10 protein-coding genes and 1 pseudogene are annotated in these 15,260 nt (G+C 47.9%); 8 read left to right on the top strand and 3 right to left on the bottom strand.

Annotation, left to right across the window (positions count from 1 at the left end; genetic code table 11):
• Positions 1-17 precede the first annotated feature (17 nt).
• A complete protein-coding gene (locus tag LGS26_RS06310; RefSeq protein WP_237888017.1) occupies positions 18-2,039 on the bottom strand; it encodes a chloride channel protein in 2,022 nt (673 codons plus the stop codon).
• A 448-nt stretch (positions 2,040-2,487) separates the two neighbouring features.
• Here LGS26_RS06310 and LGS26_RS06305 point away from each other — a divergent pair, with 448 nt between their 5' ends.
• Positions 2,488-3,819 carry a chloride channel protein gene (locus LGS26_RS06305; protein WP_237888016.1) on the top strand — a complete coding sequence of 444 codons (1,332 nt, stop codon included), beginning with the start codon at positions 2,488-2,490 and terminating at the stop codon, positions 3,817-3,819.
• A gap of 58 nt (positions 3,820-3,877) precedes the next feature.
• On the opposite strand, the gene LGS26_RS06300 is transcribed toward LGS26_RS06305, so the two are convergent.
• A complete protein-coding gene (locus LGS26_RS06300) occupies positions 3,878-4,510 on the bottom strand; it encodes a class I SAM-dependent methyltransferase (protein WP_237888014.1) in 633 nt (210 codons plus the stop codon).
• A gap of 247 nt (positions 4,511-4,757) precedes the next feature.
• Between LGS26_RS06300 and LGS26_RS06295 the strand changes: the two genes are divergently transcribed.
• From LGS26_RS06295 to LGS26_RS06270, 6 genes are all read left to right on the top strand, one after another.
• Positions 4,758-5,222: a YMGG-like glycine zipper-containing protein gene (locus LGS26_RS06295; protein WP_237888012.1), complete on the top strand. Its 465-nt coding sequence runs from the start codon at positions 4,758-4,760 to the stop codon at positions 5,220-5,222.
• A gap of 213 nt (positions 5,223-5,435) precedes the next feature.
• Positions 5,436-6,770, top strand: a complete 1,335-nt coding sequence (gene hisS / locus LGS26_RS06290) for a histidine--tRNA ligase (protein ID WP_237888010.1) — start codon at positions 5,436-5,438, stop codon at positions 6,768-6,770.
• 45 nt (positions 6,771-6,815) lie between these two features.
• The gene (gene aspS / locus LGS26_RS06285; RefSeq protein ID WP_237888008.1) at positions 6,816-8,618 is read left to right on the top strand and encodes an aspartate--tRNA ligase; all 1,803 of its coding nucleotides are present in this window, start codon (positions 6,816-6,818) and stop codon (positions 8,616-8,618) included.
• Between the two features lies 1 nt (position 8,619).
• Positions 8,620-10,449, top strand: coding sequence for a triose-phosphate isomerase (locus tag LGS26_RS06280; RefSeq protein WP_237888006.1), 1,830 nt, complete (start codon positions 8,620-8,622; stop codon positions 10,447-10,449).
• On the top strand, positions 10,409-12,157 hold the full coding sequence (locus tag LGS26_RS06275) for a radical SAM protein (RefSeq protein WP_237888005.1): 1,749 nt from the start codon (positions 10,409-10,411) through the stop codon (positions 12,155-12,157). Before LGS26_RS06280 ends, LGS26_RS06275 begins: the two co-directional genes overlap by 41 nt.
• Positions 12,154-13,875: a flagellar assembly protein A gene (locus LGS26_RS06270; RefSeq protein ID WP_237887996.1), complete on the top strand. Its 1,722-nt coding sequence runs from the start codon at positions 12,154-12,156 to the stop codon at positions 13,873-13,875. Before LGS26_RS06275 ends, LGS26_RS06270 begins: the two co-directional genes overlap by 4 nt.
• Positions 13,876-13,929: 54 nt before the next feature.
• On the opposite strand, the pseudogene LGS26_RS06265 reads toward LGS26_RS06270, so the two are convergent.
• Positions 13,930-14,225 (bottom strand): annotated as a pseudogene (locus LGS26_RS06265) (IS3 family transposase); the annotation flags it as partial.
• A 366-nt stretch (positions 14,226-14,591) separates the two neighbouring features.
• On the opposite strand from LGS26_RS06265, the gene LGS26_RS06260 reads away from it, so the two are divergent.
• The gene (locus tag LGS26_RS06260; protein WP_237887994.1) at positions 14,592-15,251 is read left to right on the top strand and encodes a DUF5752 family protein; all 660 of its coding nucleotides are present in this window, start codon (positions 14,592-14,594) and stop codon (positions 15,249-15,251) included.
• The last annotated feature ends 9 nt before the right edge of the window (positions 15,252-15,260 follow it).

Below are 15,260 nucleotides of genomic sequence, written 5' to 3'. Positions count from 1 at the left end.
TTGATAAAATAAAAAAACTATCGACAAGGCATGGACATATCAACCTGGCCTTGTGGCTCATCGGTCCAGGAATCCTTTGTCACCACCACAATGACGTCATCACCCTGGAGCACAGTCTCGCCATGGGGTATTATGAGCCTGTGCCCCCTCCTTATGGAGACCACAAGGGCGTCCCCTGGCCAGGCTACCTCGCTGATCTTCTTTCCTGCACAAGAAGATCCAGGCCTCACGACAAACTCCCTGACGGTAGCGCCGCTTACTGCCCCGAGCCTTATCTGTTGCATATGATGCCGCCCCTCCGCCCTCAAGGTAAGAGCAACGTTATAGGCCCGAATGATGTCGTCCCGCTGCAAGAGGCCTATAATACGCCGGCGATTGCCCTTTTCGACCACCGGAAGCATACCTATATCCCTAATCCCCATCTTTCTAAGTGCCTCTGCCGAGGTCTCTTCGGGATAAGTTACCAACAGTTCCCTTGTACACGCCTCACCCACGTTCTTTTTGCCCTCGCCATACGCCCTGTCCAGATCCTGCATTGTAAAGATACCGACAAGCCAGCCGTCGGAATCGACCACAGGAAGACTATGAGTTCGCAAACGCATAAAGGTATTTGAAGCGGCTGCAAGTGAATCGCTTTCATGAAGCACTTCTATCTCGCGTTTCATGATCTGGGAAACGGTAAGCCCTTCCAACACCTCCACATCCCTGCCATGCTCTATGCGGATCCCACGCCTTGCAAAGGCGTAAAAATAAATCGAATCCCGCTGCAGACGCCTTGATACAAAAAAACTCACGGCGACAGCAAGCATCAGCGGTGGCATCACAGTATAATCTTTGGTCATCTCAAAGATAAGTAGGATGGCGGTCAGGGGGGCATGTACCGCGCCTGCAAGAAGCGCTGCCATGCCTATCATCGCAAAGGAGGATGGATCTATGAATAGGGTCGGAAAGAGACTATCCGCTACCGAACCATATGCCGCCCCGAGTATTGCACCGATAAACAAGGCCGGTGCAAATAGTCCACCTTGAAAACCACTTGCTATGCTCATAGGTGTAACGATAAGCTTTGCGGCCAATATGGCAAACAGCAGCAACAGGCCCAGATGTTGCCCGCCCAACACCCCTTCTATAGTCCTGTAGCCTACTCCTAAGACCTGCGGCAGAAATACCCCAATGATCCCCAGAAACACGCCGGCAATAGCTGGTTTCAGCCAGCCAGGAAACCGCCATGCCGAAAACATGTCTTTAAATATATAGAGAAGTCTTGTGTAAATGGCTGAGATAGGACCTGAAACCAGGCCAAGCCCAAGATAAAGCGGGAGGTCTTTGAATGCACTGATTGAGCGGTGAAAGACATGGAAGGCAGGCTCAGGCCCGCTAGCCCACTGGGTAAAGATTGCAGATATCACCGATGACAATATCACGATGCCCAATGCCCCACCGCTTATCTCGCCCAAAACTATCTCCATGGAGAAAAAGACGCCTGCGATAGGGGCGTTGAATGCGGCTGATATCCCACCTGCAGCTCCGGCCGCTACAAGTATCTTAATACGCTCGTCCGAGAGTCTGAGCTTCTGGCCGAGCATTGAACCAAAACTTGCACCTATTTGAACCGATGGGTCCTCTGGTCCGACTGATCCTCCAGAACCTATTGAAAGGGCGGATGCTACAGCCTTAACAGGCGCAAACATATAGGGTAACCGCCCGCCGGCTATGGCGACCGCCTCTATAAGACCCGAGACACCCTGTAACCGCTTCTGACCTCCAACCAAATATACAAGCAGGCCTACTGCAAACCCACCCAAAACCGGCAATGGAAGCACACGCCACGGACCCAAAAAATTTAAAAAATAACCCAATCTTTCAAAAAAGAACAGGTGCGCAAGGCCGATCAAGCATTTAAACAGCCATACCCCTACGCCACTTCCAAGCCCTATAAACAAGGCCGCTCCGCCCAGCACCATAGACTCGGATGGCTGCCAACGCTCTAAAAGGCGCTGCAAATTAAAGATGTTATAAAGATATCTATGGCGATTCATTTTAGATCACAGCCAGATCACGATCCCTTGATCTAAGGAGATCATAGTCATTGATAGACATAACTTTGTCAAGGATTAAAGCAATGTTGGGGTATCATGAAACATATTTGTCGACCCATTATACCGCGTAATTAATTTGTCCTTTTTCATAGTCTCAGGAGATCTGGACCATGAGCAGTTGAGATCACCACAGAAGGTTTTACAGATCTAATTTGGATAGGCACACAATTGAAAGAGGCGCGTTCTTCAAACCGAGGTGGTTTGCTTGACCGTCTATGTCGCCTCTGATATATGTTTGACATCTTGATATGATTATTATACACGATGAGAAATCAGCTAGTGACCTAACCGATCTAAATACCGCCATGCCAGAGATAGAAGTGGGGGTCACATCATGGGCGCAGACTTGTGCAATAGCAGCATTTTGCCTTCTCAACTCAAATAGACGTTGAAAGCCTTGATTCCTTCCGATCTTCCACAGCCTGCCTACAACACCTCCTCCGATCTACATCTGTTGCGGATGCTTGCCCTTGCGATTGCAGTCGGCATACTAGGTGCATTTGCCGTACTGTCATTCCGCTGGCTTCTGATCTTCAGCGAAACCTGCATCTATGGAACGCGGCTGGGGCTGGTGGCGGATGCAGCCATGCTCCCGCCTCTACTACGCGCTGTCTCGCCAGCCATAGGCGGACTGCTGGCGGGCTTGATCCTGGAGTATCTCGCAGGGCAGGGCAAAGGCAAAAACGGCGCAGACTATATGGAGGCGATAGTCGCGGGAAGAGACCTGCCGGCGCGTGATTCGCTCCTGAAATCAGCCGCATCGGCTGCATCGGTGGTCTCGGGCGGCTCTATTGGACGCGAGGGTTCGATGGTGCAGCTTGCAGCGCTTACCGGATCCGCCATTTCTGACTGGCTCCATTCCGCCCCTAGCGAACGCCATTTTTTGATCGCATGCGGCGCGGCTGCCGGTGTAGCCGGCGCCTACAACACACCCATCGCCGGGTCGCTTTTTGTAGCGGAGATCGTGCTCGGAGGCATCACCATAAGCAGACTCGGGCCGCTTCTCCTTGCATCCACTGTATCCGATCTAGTGGTGCGCCATATTACCCATGTCGGGCCGATCTATGCCGCCGCCCCTGGTAAGCTCTCCACGGCACCAGAATTGATGCTCGTCGCACTGCTCGGAATCGGCGCCGGGGTACTCGGTTCTGTTTTTGTCCGCCTTATGGACACTACACATAACGCCTTCAGACATCTAACCCTGCCGCTCTGGATAAAAATGGCAACAGCCGGGCTTGCGGTAGGCACCCTTTCGACCATACGTCCTGAGGTCTGGGGCAACGGCTATTCTGTAATCAACTCGCTGCTGCATAGACCCCATGCCTGGGACATAGTTCTGCTTATCCTTATCCTAAAGACCGCTGCTACAATATTAACAACCGGTTCAGGGGCGGTTGGCGGCGTGTTTACGCCTACACTATTTGTAGGCGCGGCGCTTGGCAGTCTAGGTGGGTCTGGTATACACATGATACTGTCAGGCGCCTCGGAAAATGCCTACGCCATCGTAGGCATGGGTGCCTTTCTCGCGGCGGTCACACATGCCCCGCTCACATCGGTGATTATGGTCAGCGAAATGACATTTGGTTTTACGCTGGTGCCGGCGCTTACCCTTGGGTGCTTAAGCGGCTATTATGTCTCGGCATCACTCCATCCAGCCTCAGTCTATGGACATTCCAAGCCGCCTACGCACCCAACGGAACACCTTGACACAGGATCATGAAATCGTCCCGATTTCAATCAAAAAGTATGCCGGGGATCCGGCCGGGCAACAGATAATCTTAATCCCTTTCACAACAGATGAGCTTTGTCTTTCCATTTGCGGTGATCTCCCTGGAGACATTGCTGAATATACCCTGCAGCTCCTGTATCTCGTTTTGAACTATCCGACGCCCCTCCTTCCCCATGGAAAGGAGCCTTATGTGATACAAAAATCTTGTTATGGGCCTTTTTGGTTCCTCATGCTCCATCATACAGAAACGACCCATAGGCGCCAGAATACGTTTTATCTCTTTCAGCGCCGAACCTCTGGTCTGTCCTGTCAATTCATAAATTGCATGGGAACAGGTAACGACATCAAATATATTCGCCTTGAAAGGCAGATCAGCCGCATCGGCAACGACAAAAAATATATTTTTCAAACCTTTTTGGTCCGCCTTCTCCATGGCCTTTTTCAACATCCCGAAAGAAAAATCCGCCCCTACGACCAAACCATCCTGTACATATTCCGACATAACCGATGCCACCGCACCCGTCCCTGTACACAGATCAAGCGCCCGATCCCCAGGCTTGACCTTTGTACTCCTGGCAAGGTAATGTCTCAGAGAAAGGGTCTTGTCCTTGGAATGCAGACTGATAACCCAGTCATAAAAATGAGAAAAGATATCATAGTATTTACGTCTGTAATGTATCATAGTCAGTCTCAAACAAAGTCATATTAATGGCTTATAATCCCAACGATACCGGTCAGCTTCAGTCGATTAGAGGCAGATCGACAACAATATGGGCGGCATCATCTTGCTATTTAAACCCTATTCGTTTAATTTTATATCCTAAGTTAGGACCTGCCTATACACAAGGCAGGTGCACCATATTCAGCAAAAATTTAAAGACAACCTGTCCGCCGCTGGACAGGGCAACAAAAAACAAGAGGAGATGACAATGATGGGAAGAACACAAAGATTGGAACGGCTGATTACGGCAATAAAGGTCAATCGATTCCGCTGGATCAAAGGCCTGTCCTTCCTGACCGCGTTTATCTTTTCATGCAGTATCATGGCAGGATGCGCTCCTACGCAGTCAAACTATGAGGGCGCAGGCGTAGGGGGCGCTATAGGGGCTGCCGCCGGCGCACTTCTTGACAGAAGCAATCCGTGGCGCGGCGCTGTCATAGGAGGTGCCCTCGGTGCGGTTGCCGGCGGGACTATGGCCGAGATCTCGAAGAGGGCGGCCATGGAGGCCAGGGATCAGGGTAGACCTGTAGTTTATGAACGCCGGACCTCCGAAGGGGGCTGGCAAAAGGTGGAGGCCACCCCTACAAACAGATACAATGGTACAAAGCGATGTGTGTCCGTCAAAACCTATGAAAACGGCCACCTTGTAGACGAAACCATGAACTGCGATTAGCACAGCTGATCTACCTGCCGCCATCTGCCTGCTTGTAAACATGATAAGTAGGCAGATGTGTATTTCTCTACTAGAAAGGTGACGTCTTCGTCCTAAGCGCAGGCGGAAGCAGCAGTCAACAAATCAGCGCAGAATAACCAGTGCAAAAGGCCGGTGCATCCCGGCCTTTTTCTCGTTATTTTAAAATGCGACACTGAGATTAAGGATCAATAGATGTCAATAAACGCAATACGCGGCTTTAAAGACATATTGCCGGACGAAAGCGGCATATGGAGCGGGATAGAGACGACTGCTAGGAAGGTATTGGCCTCTTTCGGCCTTAGAGAGATACGCGTACCCATACTTGAAAGGACCGATGTCTTCACCCGCGGCATAGGAGAACATACCGATATAGTCGAAAAGGAGATGTACACCTTCTCCGACAGAAATGGCGATTCCATAAGCCTTAGACCAGAAGCCACCGCAGGTATTATCAGGGCAGTAATAGAACACAAACTCTATACCGCTTCAAAGGTCTTGAAACTCTTCACCATCGGCCCGATGTTCAGGCATGAGCGGCCTCAGAAGGGCAGACTCAGACAATTCCATCAGATAGATGCAGAAATAATCGGAACTGATGCGCCGCTTTCAGACGCCGAGGTGATTGCCGCACCTTGGGAGGTCATAAAACAACTCGGAGTTGATGACGTAAGGGTCGAGATCAATTCCCTTGGCTGTCGTATCTGTAGAACTACCTACAGAAAGACACTCGACGATTTTCTTGACGAAGTACAAAAAGATCTATGTCCCGACTGCCAAAGGAGGAGCAAGACCAACCCATTGCGGGTCTTCGATTGCAAACAAGAGGGATGCAGGGTTGCATTAAAGCCTGCGCCGCTCATAAGAGATCATCTATGTGAAGCATGTACACGACACATGGAGGCGGTGTCGGACTACCTGCTCCTGTCTGATGTCCCGTTTACGGTCAATCCCTATCTAGTAAGGGGGCTTGATTACTATGTAAGGACCACATTCGAAATAGTCTCGTCTGCCCTTGGGGCCCAGGGCGCCGTTGCAGCCGGCGGGAGATATGATGGACTTTTAAAGACCATTGGGGGGCCTGATTTGCCGGGCGTAGGGATGGCAATAGGGTTAGAACGTCTAGCATTGATGGTGTCCGGTAGGAAGGCCGCACCGGAAAATATCGATCTTTTCATAGCTGCCCTTGGAAAAGAGGCGAGACGAACGGCCCTTCCATGGATAAATTCCTTAAGAAGGATGGGATTTGAGGTACAAACCGTTTACGAGGAAGACAGAGGGCTGAAGTCTCAACTCAAAGACGCCGATAGATTAGGCGCCAGGTTCGTTCTTATAATTGGGGAAAACGAGATAGATTCAGGGAAATTGATCTTGAGAAATCTTGTCTCCCATGAACAGCAGGAAATACAAATAGATAATAACATAGTTGATGAAATTACACTAAAGATAAAAAAGGCAAAAATCATAACACCGCGCAGAAACGGCTTTCACGCCAGCAACAAAAGAGATACGAATGAAATTAATAAATAAACGGCCGACTGACGACTCTGCAACGCAAGGAGGCGCAAGGATTTGATGGATTCTATAAACGGGCTTAAACGCACCCACGACTGTTCGAGCCTCACGGAGGCTGCCTTTAATCAGGAGGTGACGCTAATGGGCTGGGTCCTGAGGCGGAGGGACCACGGAGGGCTCATATTTATCGACCTAAGAGATAAGACAGGCATCACCCAAGTGGTCTTTGCACCCGAGGTGGACGCCAAGACCCATAAAAAGGCCCACAGGCTCAGGAGCGAATATGTAATAGCAGTGAGGGGCAAGGTCAGAAGGCGCCCTGAGGGGATGGAAAACCCTAAGATAAAGACCGGCATGATAGAAGTAGCCTGCAACGAATTGAGGATATTGAACACATCCAATACCCCACCGTTTCCACTGGATGACGATGAGGCAGAGCCATCAGAGACCTTGAGGCTCAGATACCGCTATCTAGACCTCAGGAGGCCCAAGATGATGGAAAACATCATCTTCCGCCACAAGGTATGCCAGGCCGCGCGTTCATATCTAAACGACCATAACTTTATCGAGGTTGAAACGCCCGTCCTGACCAGGAGCACACCTGAGGGCGCCCGAGATTATCTTGTCCCGAGCAGACTGAACCCGGGTTGCTTCTATGCCCTTCCGCAATCGCCGCAACTTTACAAACAGATGCTCATGGTAGCCGGTTTGGAGAGATACTACCAGATAGTACGTTGTTTCAGGGATGAAGATCTAAGGGCCGATCGTCAGCCCGAATTCTCTCAACTCGATATAGAACTTTCCTTTGTAGATGAGGAAGACATCATCGTCCTCATAGAAGGCCTGATCTCTCACATATTCAGAGAAACCACAGGGAAAAGGTTGACGACGCCTTTTCCAAGGCTCACATACAACGAGGCCATGGAGCGCTTCGGAACCGATCGCCCTGACGTCCGCTTCGGTCTTGAGCTGAGGGATATAAGCGATATAGCAGCAGGGTGCGGATTTTCCGTATTTGCAAACGCAACAGCATCAGGCGGGGTGGTCAAGGCCGTAAACGGGAAAGGAATGACGGATATCTCAAGAAAAGATCTGGATGACCTTACAGAATTCGCAAAGGGATTCGGCGCGAAAGGACTTGCGTGGGTAAAGATAAAAGAAGATGGTTCATGGCAATCCCCGATTGCAAAATTTTTCACCGAAGACGAAAAACGTGCGATAGAGTCGCGGCTCGACGCTGCAACCGGAGACATCTTGTTTTTCGGGGCCGATCAGAAGCCTGTCGTATATAAAGTCCTTGGCGAACTCAGGCTTGAGATCGCAAGGCGGAGGGGGATCATCCCAAAAGAGGTTTTTGATTTTGTCTGGGTGACCGACTTCCCGTTGTTTGAATATGATCAGGGAGAAAAACGTTTCGTCGCAGTCCATCATCCATTCACCGCACCGAAAAACGAAGATATAGATATCCTTGAAAAGGACCCGGCGTCTGTAAGGTCAAGGGCCTATGACCTGGTACTCAACGGTATTGAGATAGGGGGTGGGAGTATCCGCATCCATCAATACCCGCTTCAGAAAAAGATATTCGAGGCACTTTCGATACCTGAAGAGGAGGCGAAGGACAAGTTCGGATTTCTCCTTGAGGCCCTTGAATTCGGTGCGCCGCCCCACGGCGGTATAGCCTTTGGCCTTGACCGTCTTGTGATGCTCATGAAAAACTTGGAGACCATAAGGGATGTAATAGCCTTTCCTAAAACCCAAAAGGCCCAGTGCCTACTCACCCATGCACCTGCAGAGGTGAGCATGACTCAGCTTGCCGAGCTTTATCTCAGGCCGGGTTGGAATCCAGACAAAAAGGAGGTGTAGTATGGCAAAATGGAATCCTGATCGCGGACTGCTGGATCATGTGCACAGCAAACACTGGCGCCATAGGCTCCAGGATGTGTCTGAACCCAATCTCATGCGTGAGATATTCCCTTACAGTGAGGTCTGCCGCATTGATTTCGAACACAAATATCTCATTCCATCCCCTTCTAAAGAGATGCTCATCACCGATACGACATTCAGGGACGGGCAACAGGCCCGCCCTCCCTACACAGTGGAGCAAATCTGCAGGATATTCGACTTTTTAAAGAGGCTCAGCGGACCGCGCGGCATAATCAGGCAATCCGAGTTCTTCCTCTATACAAACAAAGACAAGGAGGCGGTCGCAAAATGTCTTGAAAAGGGCTATGAGTTCCCTGAGATAACCGGCTGGATAAGGGCGAAAAAAGAAGACCTCAAACTCGTAAAAGATATGGGTCTGAGGGAGGCTGGGATACTCACATCCGCCTCCGACTATCATATATTCCTAAAACTCAACAAGACCCGGAGGGAGGCGCTGGATTCATATCTTGCCATAGTAAAAGCTGCCTTGGAGTTGGGGATAAGGCCGAGATGCCATTTTGAAGACGTAACCAGGGCCGACATCTATGGCTTTTGCGTCCCATTCGCCATCGAGCTTATGAAACTAAGGGAGGAAAGCGGGATAGATATAAAGATAAGGCTCTGCGATACCCTTGGTCTGGGTGTGCCATACCCAGGGGCCGCCTTACCGAGAAGCGTCGCTGGCCTTGCGAGGGCTATGATCGACGATGCAGGGGTCCCAGGTGCACTCCTTGAGTGGCACGGCCATAACGACTTCCATAAGGGATTTGTAAATGCGGTGACGGCATGGCTCTATGGCTGCGAGGCAGTGAACGGGACGCTCCTCGGTTTCGGAGAAAGAACCGGCAATACGCCTATCGAAGCGCTTCTGATAGAAAGAATGGCCCTGAGGGCCACAGATGACGGAATAGACACCCTGGCTATAACGGAAATGGCAAGTTACTTTGAAAAGGAATTGGGCGTACATATACCTAAAAACTATCCCCTTGTCGGGGCAGATTTCAATACGACCAGTGCAGGCATCCATGCCGACGGCCTTTTGAAAAACGAAGAAATATACAACATCTTCGACACAGCCAAGATATTGGGTCGCCCGGTCTCCGTTAACATTTCCGACAAGGCCGGCACGGCCGGCATAGCCCATTGGGTCAATACAAGGCTAGGGGTCACTGATGAAAAGATGGTGGACAAAAAACACCCTGGCGTCGTTAAAATATATAAAAAGATCATGCAACAATATGAACAGGGCAGGGTTACATCGATGTCTGACGAGGAAATGGAGGTCTTGGCAAGGAAATATATCCCGGAACTCTTTAAATCAGACTTTGATGAACTCAAGGCAGAGGCCCATGACCTTGCCTTCCACCTTATAGGTTCACTTGTGGAAGGACCGGAGATCAGGTCAATGGATCCTGCACGGATAGAACCAACTCTGAAACAGGTCATAGACGATTATCCGTTTATCCAATTTCTCTATGTCGTTAATGCCGATGGCAAGAAGATCACGCGTAACATCACCCACTTAAAATACAGGGCTAAATATGCAACCTTTAGGCTTGACGAGGACTTCTCCGACCGCCCATGGTTCATAGAACCCATGCAAAACGGTAAGGTCTATATCTCTGACTTTTACACCTCAAAGATCACAGGTGCCCTATGCATAACCGTCTCAGCGCCCATATTGAACAACGAAGACGAAATCGTTGGCATACTGGGCATGGATATAAGATTTGAAGACCTCGCAAAAATGGAACAAGACGAAGAGGATTGAAAAGGGAGCGATCCGCAAAAAACGAACCGGGCGGACGCCTATCGCTCTGGTCTTCCCAGATACCTATCAACTGGGCATGGCCAACCTGGGCCTCCAAACAGTATATGGCGTACTCAATAGCGATGATCGAGTAGTAGCGGAACGTTTTTTCGTGCCTGGGCCACCGTTTGACCCACTAAATGATGCCCTGCTCTCAGAGGAATCAGGAAGACCGCTTACAGACTTCAGGATAATCGTCTTTTCGATAAGCTTTGAGTCAAGCTATCCAAATCTCGTAAAGGCCTTGGCCTCTGCCCGCATCCCGTTAGATTCCAATGAAAGAGGCGAAGGAGACCCTGTCATTATAGCTGGCGGGATTGCAACGATCATAAATCCAGAACCGGTAGCGGCGTTTATAGACATATTTCTGCTCGGAGATATAGAGGCCATGACCCCGCAACTTACGGTTGTGTTGACTGCGCTTGAGGATGCCAAGGCCTCAAGAAGAGAACGACTGCGGGAACTGGCTGCGCGCATGAATGGGGTTTATGTCCCGCAGGCATACACGCCTATCCACAAGGACGGCGCACTCACAGGCTGGGGGCATGAGGACGGCTTTAATATACCGGTCGCCCCTGCCGTATTTCTTGACAGGCCCGAGATCGCACCGCACACCCAGATCATCTCATCCGATTCGGCCTTTCCAAATATGTTCATGGTCGAGGTCTCAAGGGGTTGCGGACGGGGCTGTAGATTCTGTGCCGCAGGGTTTGTCTACCGTCCACCGCGCCGATGGCCCATGGAGGCGGTAGCCTCCGCCCTTGCGCAACGCAAAGATGCAAAGGATATCGGACTAGTAGGTCTTGAATATCTAGGGCTGGATGAGATAGAATGGCTTTCCGAGCGGCTTACGTCAGAGGGCTTAAGGCTTTCGTTTTCATCATTGAGGGCTGACGCTGTAACTCCGTCATTTGTAAGGTTGCTCAGGGCATCAGGGGCCAAGGTGGCTACCATTGCACCAGAAGCCGGATCCGAAGCCTTGAGGCGTACGATAAACAAGAATCTTACTGATGACCAGATACTTATAGCTGTCGATGCGATAGCCTCAGGCGGCGTGCCGAACCTTAAGCTCTACTTCATGCTTGGGCTCCCGTTTGAGACGGATGAAGATGCGCTGGCCATCGTGGAACTCGTAGACAGGATACGCTTGACCATGAGGCCAATTGGCCAGGCCAACAAACGGCTTGGCAATATAACCGTATCCGTGAGCGCTTTTGTCCCAAAGGCCTGGACTCCATTTCAATGGGCGGCCTTCGCCGATGAAAAGACCATGATAAAAAGGATCAGGATTCTAAAAGACGGATTAAGGCTTCCGAATGTTATTATACGTATGGAGCCTTTTAAAAACGCAAGACTCCAGGCCCTCCTGAGCAGAGGGGACAGATTGCTTGCACCAGTTGTCAAAGAAATAGCGCTTTCCAGGACCTCGTTGCATATGATATTAAACAAAAATGACCTGTTTGCCGAAAAATATCTTAGCGGCAGGGAGATAGGTGCCATTTTGGCATGGGAGATAATCAAACATAGGGTAAGGAAGGATTATCTTGCCATGGAATGGAGAAAGGCTGCAGCGGCCAGGCAAACAGGTTTCTGCAATCCCCCTGCCTGTAAAAGATGCGGCGCATGTGGGTCTGCCGCCATCGGTCCCCAGATTGGCAAAACATCATGAAAGACGACTTGCTCAAATCTCCGGCATACCTTGCAGACGCCATCTCAGATACCATGCTTGAGGTATTTGTTGATGAAAGCATCCAGGCCTCGTTTATGACCCTTCCACCGGTCGGCATGTTCGATGAAGCCATATTGGCAGAAGCGATCAGGATCGTGTTGAAGAGATTCAACATAGACATGCCAGGGGAAATATATGAAAAAATAAGGTCAGGCGCCCAAGAAAAATTCGTCTTCCAGGTCGATACCATAATAAAAGGCCTGCCGCGCTTCAGAACGATAAATGTAAATTGCGTGGTGACGGCAAGAAATCTGACCATCACTGGCGAGCCGCCTTCAAACGGAGAGGATGGGGAGGCGGCTATCTATTTTGACTATAGTTTCATGCCAAATGCCGTATCTTTTAAAGGAGACAGCGCATTTGATTTAAAAGATCTTCAATATCTACCACAGACAAAAGGAAATGAACTGCTTCTCAATATCTATGGACCAACCGCTGGATCGCCAGGCCTGGACGTCTTCGGCACTCCTATACTGCCGAAACCAGGCAAACCGTTTATGCTGGAATTAGGTGAAGGTATCGTCGAAAAAACCTGTGCATCCCAAGATAAAGACCGTTCATGTACAGCAGTATATTCACTGAATCATGGCATTATATTTGCTGAATTTAAAGACAAATTAAGAAGACCTCAGAACCTAACCAAGATATCAATACTCAATCACATAAAAATCCTACCGCTCAATCTAACGCCAGCCAATATAGTAGATTATCCAGACGAAATAACATCAATGGCTGACATGTTTGTCCAAGGAGACATTCGCGGTCCAATTTCAATTTTTGTAAATGGCAATTTAACAGTTGATGGAGCAATAGAGTGCAAAAAAATAGAAGCATCTAAAATAATAAAGGCAAATTTTGCTAAAACTGAAGCAAAGGCAGGAAACTTAATAGATATAGCAATAGTTTCAAATGCAATCTTGCAAGCAGAAAAAATGATTAAAATTACAAAAGAAATTGTACATTCCAAAATTACTACAAGACATCTAATATTACAAAAAGAAGACAAAACAGAAATTCTATGTGCATATCTACAAATTATAGCAGAAAAAATTGAGATGAATGGTGTAAGTATAAGAAATATAGTAGAAATAAATCTAGGAAAGACTATTTTTAATGAACTGAGAGAATTAAATGAAAAAGCATCGAAAATTTTAGCTTTACTGGAAAATATAATAAAAGATATACGTGAAATGATAATTATACTGATTGAAAAAATCAAACTGATGATTACAGAAACAGACAAACAACAAAAAAAAATACTTATTTCACTATTAGATATTTTAATAGGAATGGTTAAAGGTTATAATTCTCCATTTAAGGTAACTGAAGAAGTTAAAAATTGGATTAAAATATATGGACATCAATTTTATAACATTACCAAAAAAACTATGCAACTAATTCCTCTATTGGATGGCTATAATACAGCACAGACTGAATTTCAAACTATCACTAATCAAAAAAAAGATATCTCAAATAGATTAAAAAATATCAAGGCTGATATAAAAGGTAATATATTTACATCTGGTCTCATTATAATCAAATGCGACGATCAAGAACTAAAATTCGGATGCAGGCCACAGATAGCTAAAGAGCAGATTGACATTTCTTTATTCTATGTGCCTGACAAAGGATTGATATCATCAAAAGATATGTCTTAAAAAACTTCTAAAAGTTGTAATGATGCTTAAAGATATTAATTCTTCAGTCCATGTCTCCCTCCTAGTTGCAAATTGACAATGATGGACAAGCTCGTTTTTAAGGGTACCCCAGAAACTCTTCATAGGGACGTTATCATAACAATCGCCCTTTTCACTCATCGATACCTTCATAATCTAATAATTGATTGAGCAGTTTACGGTATTTCCGTGGACCCATGGCATATCCCACAATCTCTCCGAAAGAAGTCCTTGTGACCTGCAAGATAAAGCCAGCCTTCTGTAATATCTGTAAGCCATATCTGGTTCGGGGCCCTAGCCTTGAATTGCCGATTGAGCAGGTTCTCGGCGACCCAATATCCAATTGTCGAAGAGGATACTAATAACCTGCGACCTGCCTCAGATATGCTCAACCCACCCTCTGTTATGAGCTTAACCGCTTCTCTCGAAACTTCGTACAAACCGCTGCGGAATCCCATCCATGTTGACACCTTTATATTGATATTATACCGTAACTTTGGTTCCCACTAAAACCACATAAGTCAATTGGAATAAATCAAATATCTCATAAGGAAAGGATATGGATACTAGCTAGACAAAAATGATAAATATTTTTGGACGATGAAGCTAATTGACACATCGCTACATTATTAAGTATTTGGAAGCAATATTGCTTAGACGTAATGATGATATAAAAATGTGTAGACAGAGGGGGATTTATGCCAACAAAAAATGAACCCTTCAGGATCATGGATTGCGCGCTCGTGGGTATCTCTACTGGTTATAAGGCACAGAATCTCAGAGAGCTAAGGGATTGCCTTTCAAAGGCCCCCAAAAACAGCATATACAACCATTTTTGGGGAAGATTCCTGCAGCCACATTTTGACGAACCTGAGTATAATAACGACTTTGCCGCCTGGATATACAGGGGATTGCACGTAAAGGCCCTTGCTGAAAAGCTCAGCGTAATAGATCCCACGGATTACTCCGATATCGAAGCATTGAGACAGGAGCTTCTGGAGGTCATCGATGAATATCTGGATGAATCTGAATACGTGCCCTGGGCAAAGGCGGACGACATGTTTTATTTCATACAATCTCAAATAATCATCTTCGATACCAATCGCATGATAAATCATCCCGCTGAACTTGTTCAGACCGTACCTGCAATGGGGCGCGGAAGCATTTTTTATCACTATATAGATGCTAGGAGACGGACGCCGGACAGATCCGATGACTTCAGCGCCTGGCTCATGGCATGGGGCGATGGATATAACGATCTTAGGCTTAAGATAATGTCAATAGATCCATATTTCAGTTCATTAAATGAAATAAAAGAAAAATTAAGCAGGATCTTCACAGAATATTTTTTGGGGTAACTACGAACA

The sequence above is a fragment of the Dissulfurimicrobium hydrothermale genome (assembly GCF_022026155.1).
Lineage (GTDB): Bacteria > Desulfobacterota > Dissulfuribacteria > Dissulfuribacterales > Sh68 > Dissulfurimicrobium > Dissulfurimicrobium hydrothermale.
Note: the sequence above shows the minus strand (reverse complement) of the source record. Positions and strands in the feature narration are given on the sequence as shown.

Bases quoted from the DNA above. Each gene is read 5' to 3' on its own strand.
- LGS26_RS06310 (WP_237888017.1), bottom strand. From the start codon at position 2,039: ATGAATCGCCATAGATATCTTTATAACATCTTTAATTTGCAGCGCCTT.
- LGS26_RS06300 (WP_237888014.1), bottom strand. From the start codon at position 4,510: ATGATACATTACAGACGTAAATACTATGATATCTTTTCTCATTTTTAT.
- LGS26_RS06295 (WP_237888012.1), top strand. From the start codon at position 4,758: ATGATGGGAAGAACACAAAGATTGGAACGGCTGATTACGGCAATAAAG.
- hisS (WP_237888010.1), top strand. From the start codon at position 5,436: ATGTCAATAAACGCAATACGCGGCTTTAAAGACATATTGCCGGACGAA.
- aspS (WP_237888008.1), top strand. From the start codon at position 6,816: ATGGATTCTATAAACGGGCTTAAACGCACCCACGACTGTTCGAGCCTC.
- LGS26_RS06280 (WP_237888006.1), top strand. From the start codon at position 8,620: ATGGCAAAATGGAATCCTGATCGCGGACTGCTGGATCATGTGCACAGC.
- LGS26_RS06270 (WP_237887996.1), top strand. From the start codon at position 12,154: ATGAAAGACGACTTGCTCAAATCTCCGGCATACCTTGCAGACGCCATC.
- LGS26_RS06260 (WP_237887994.1), top strand. From the start codon at position 14,592: ATGCCAACAAAAAATGAACCCTTCAGGATCATGGATTGCGCGCTCGTG.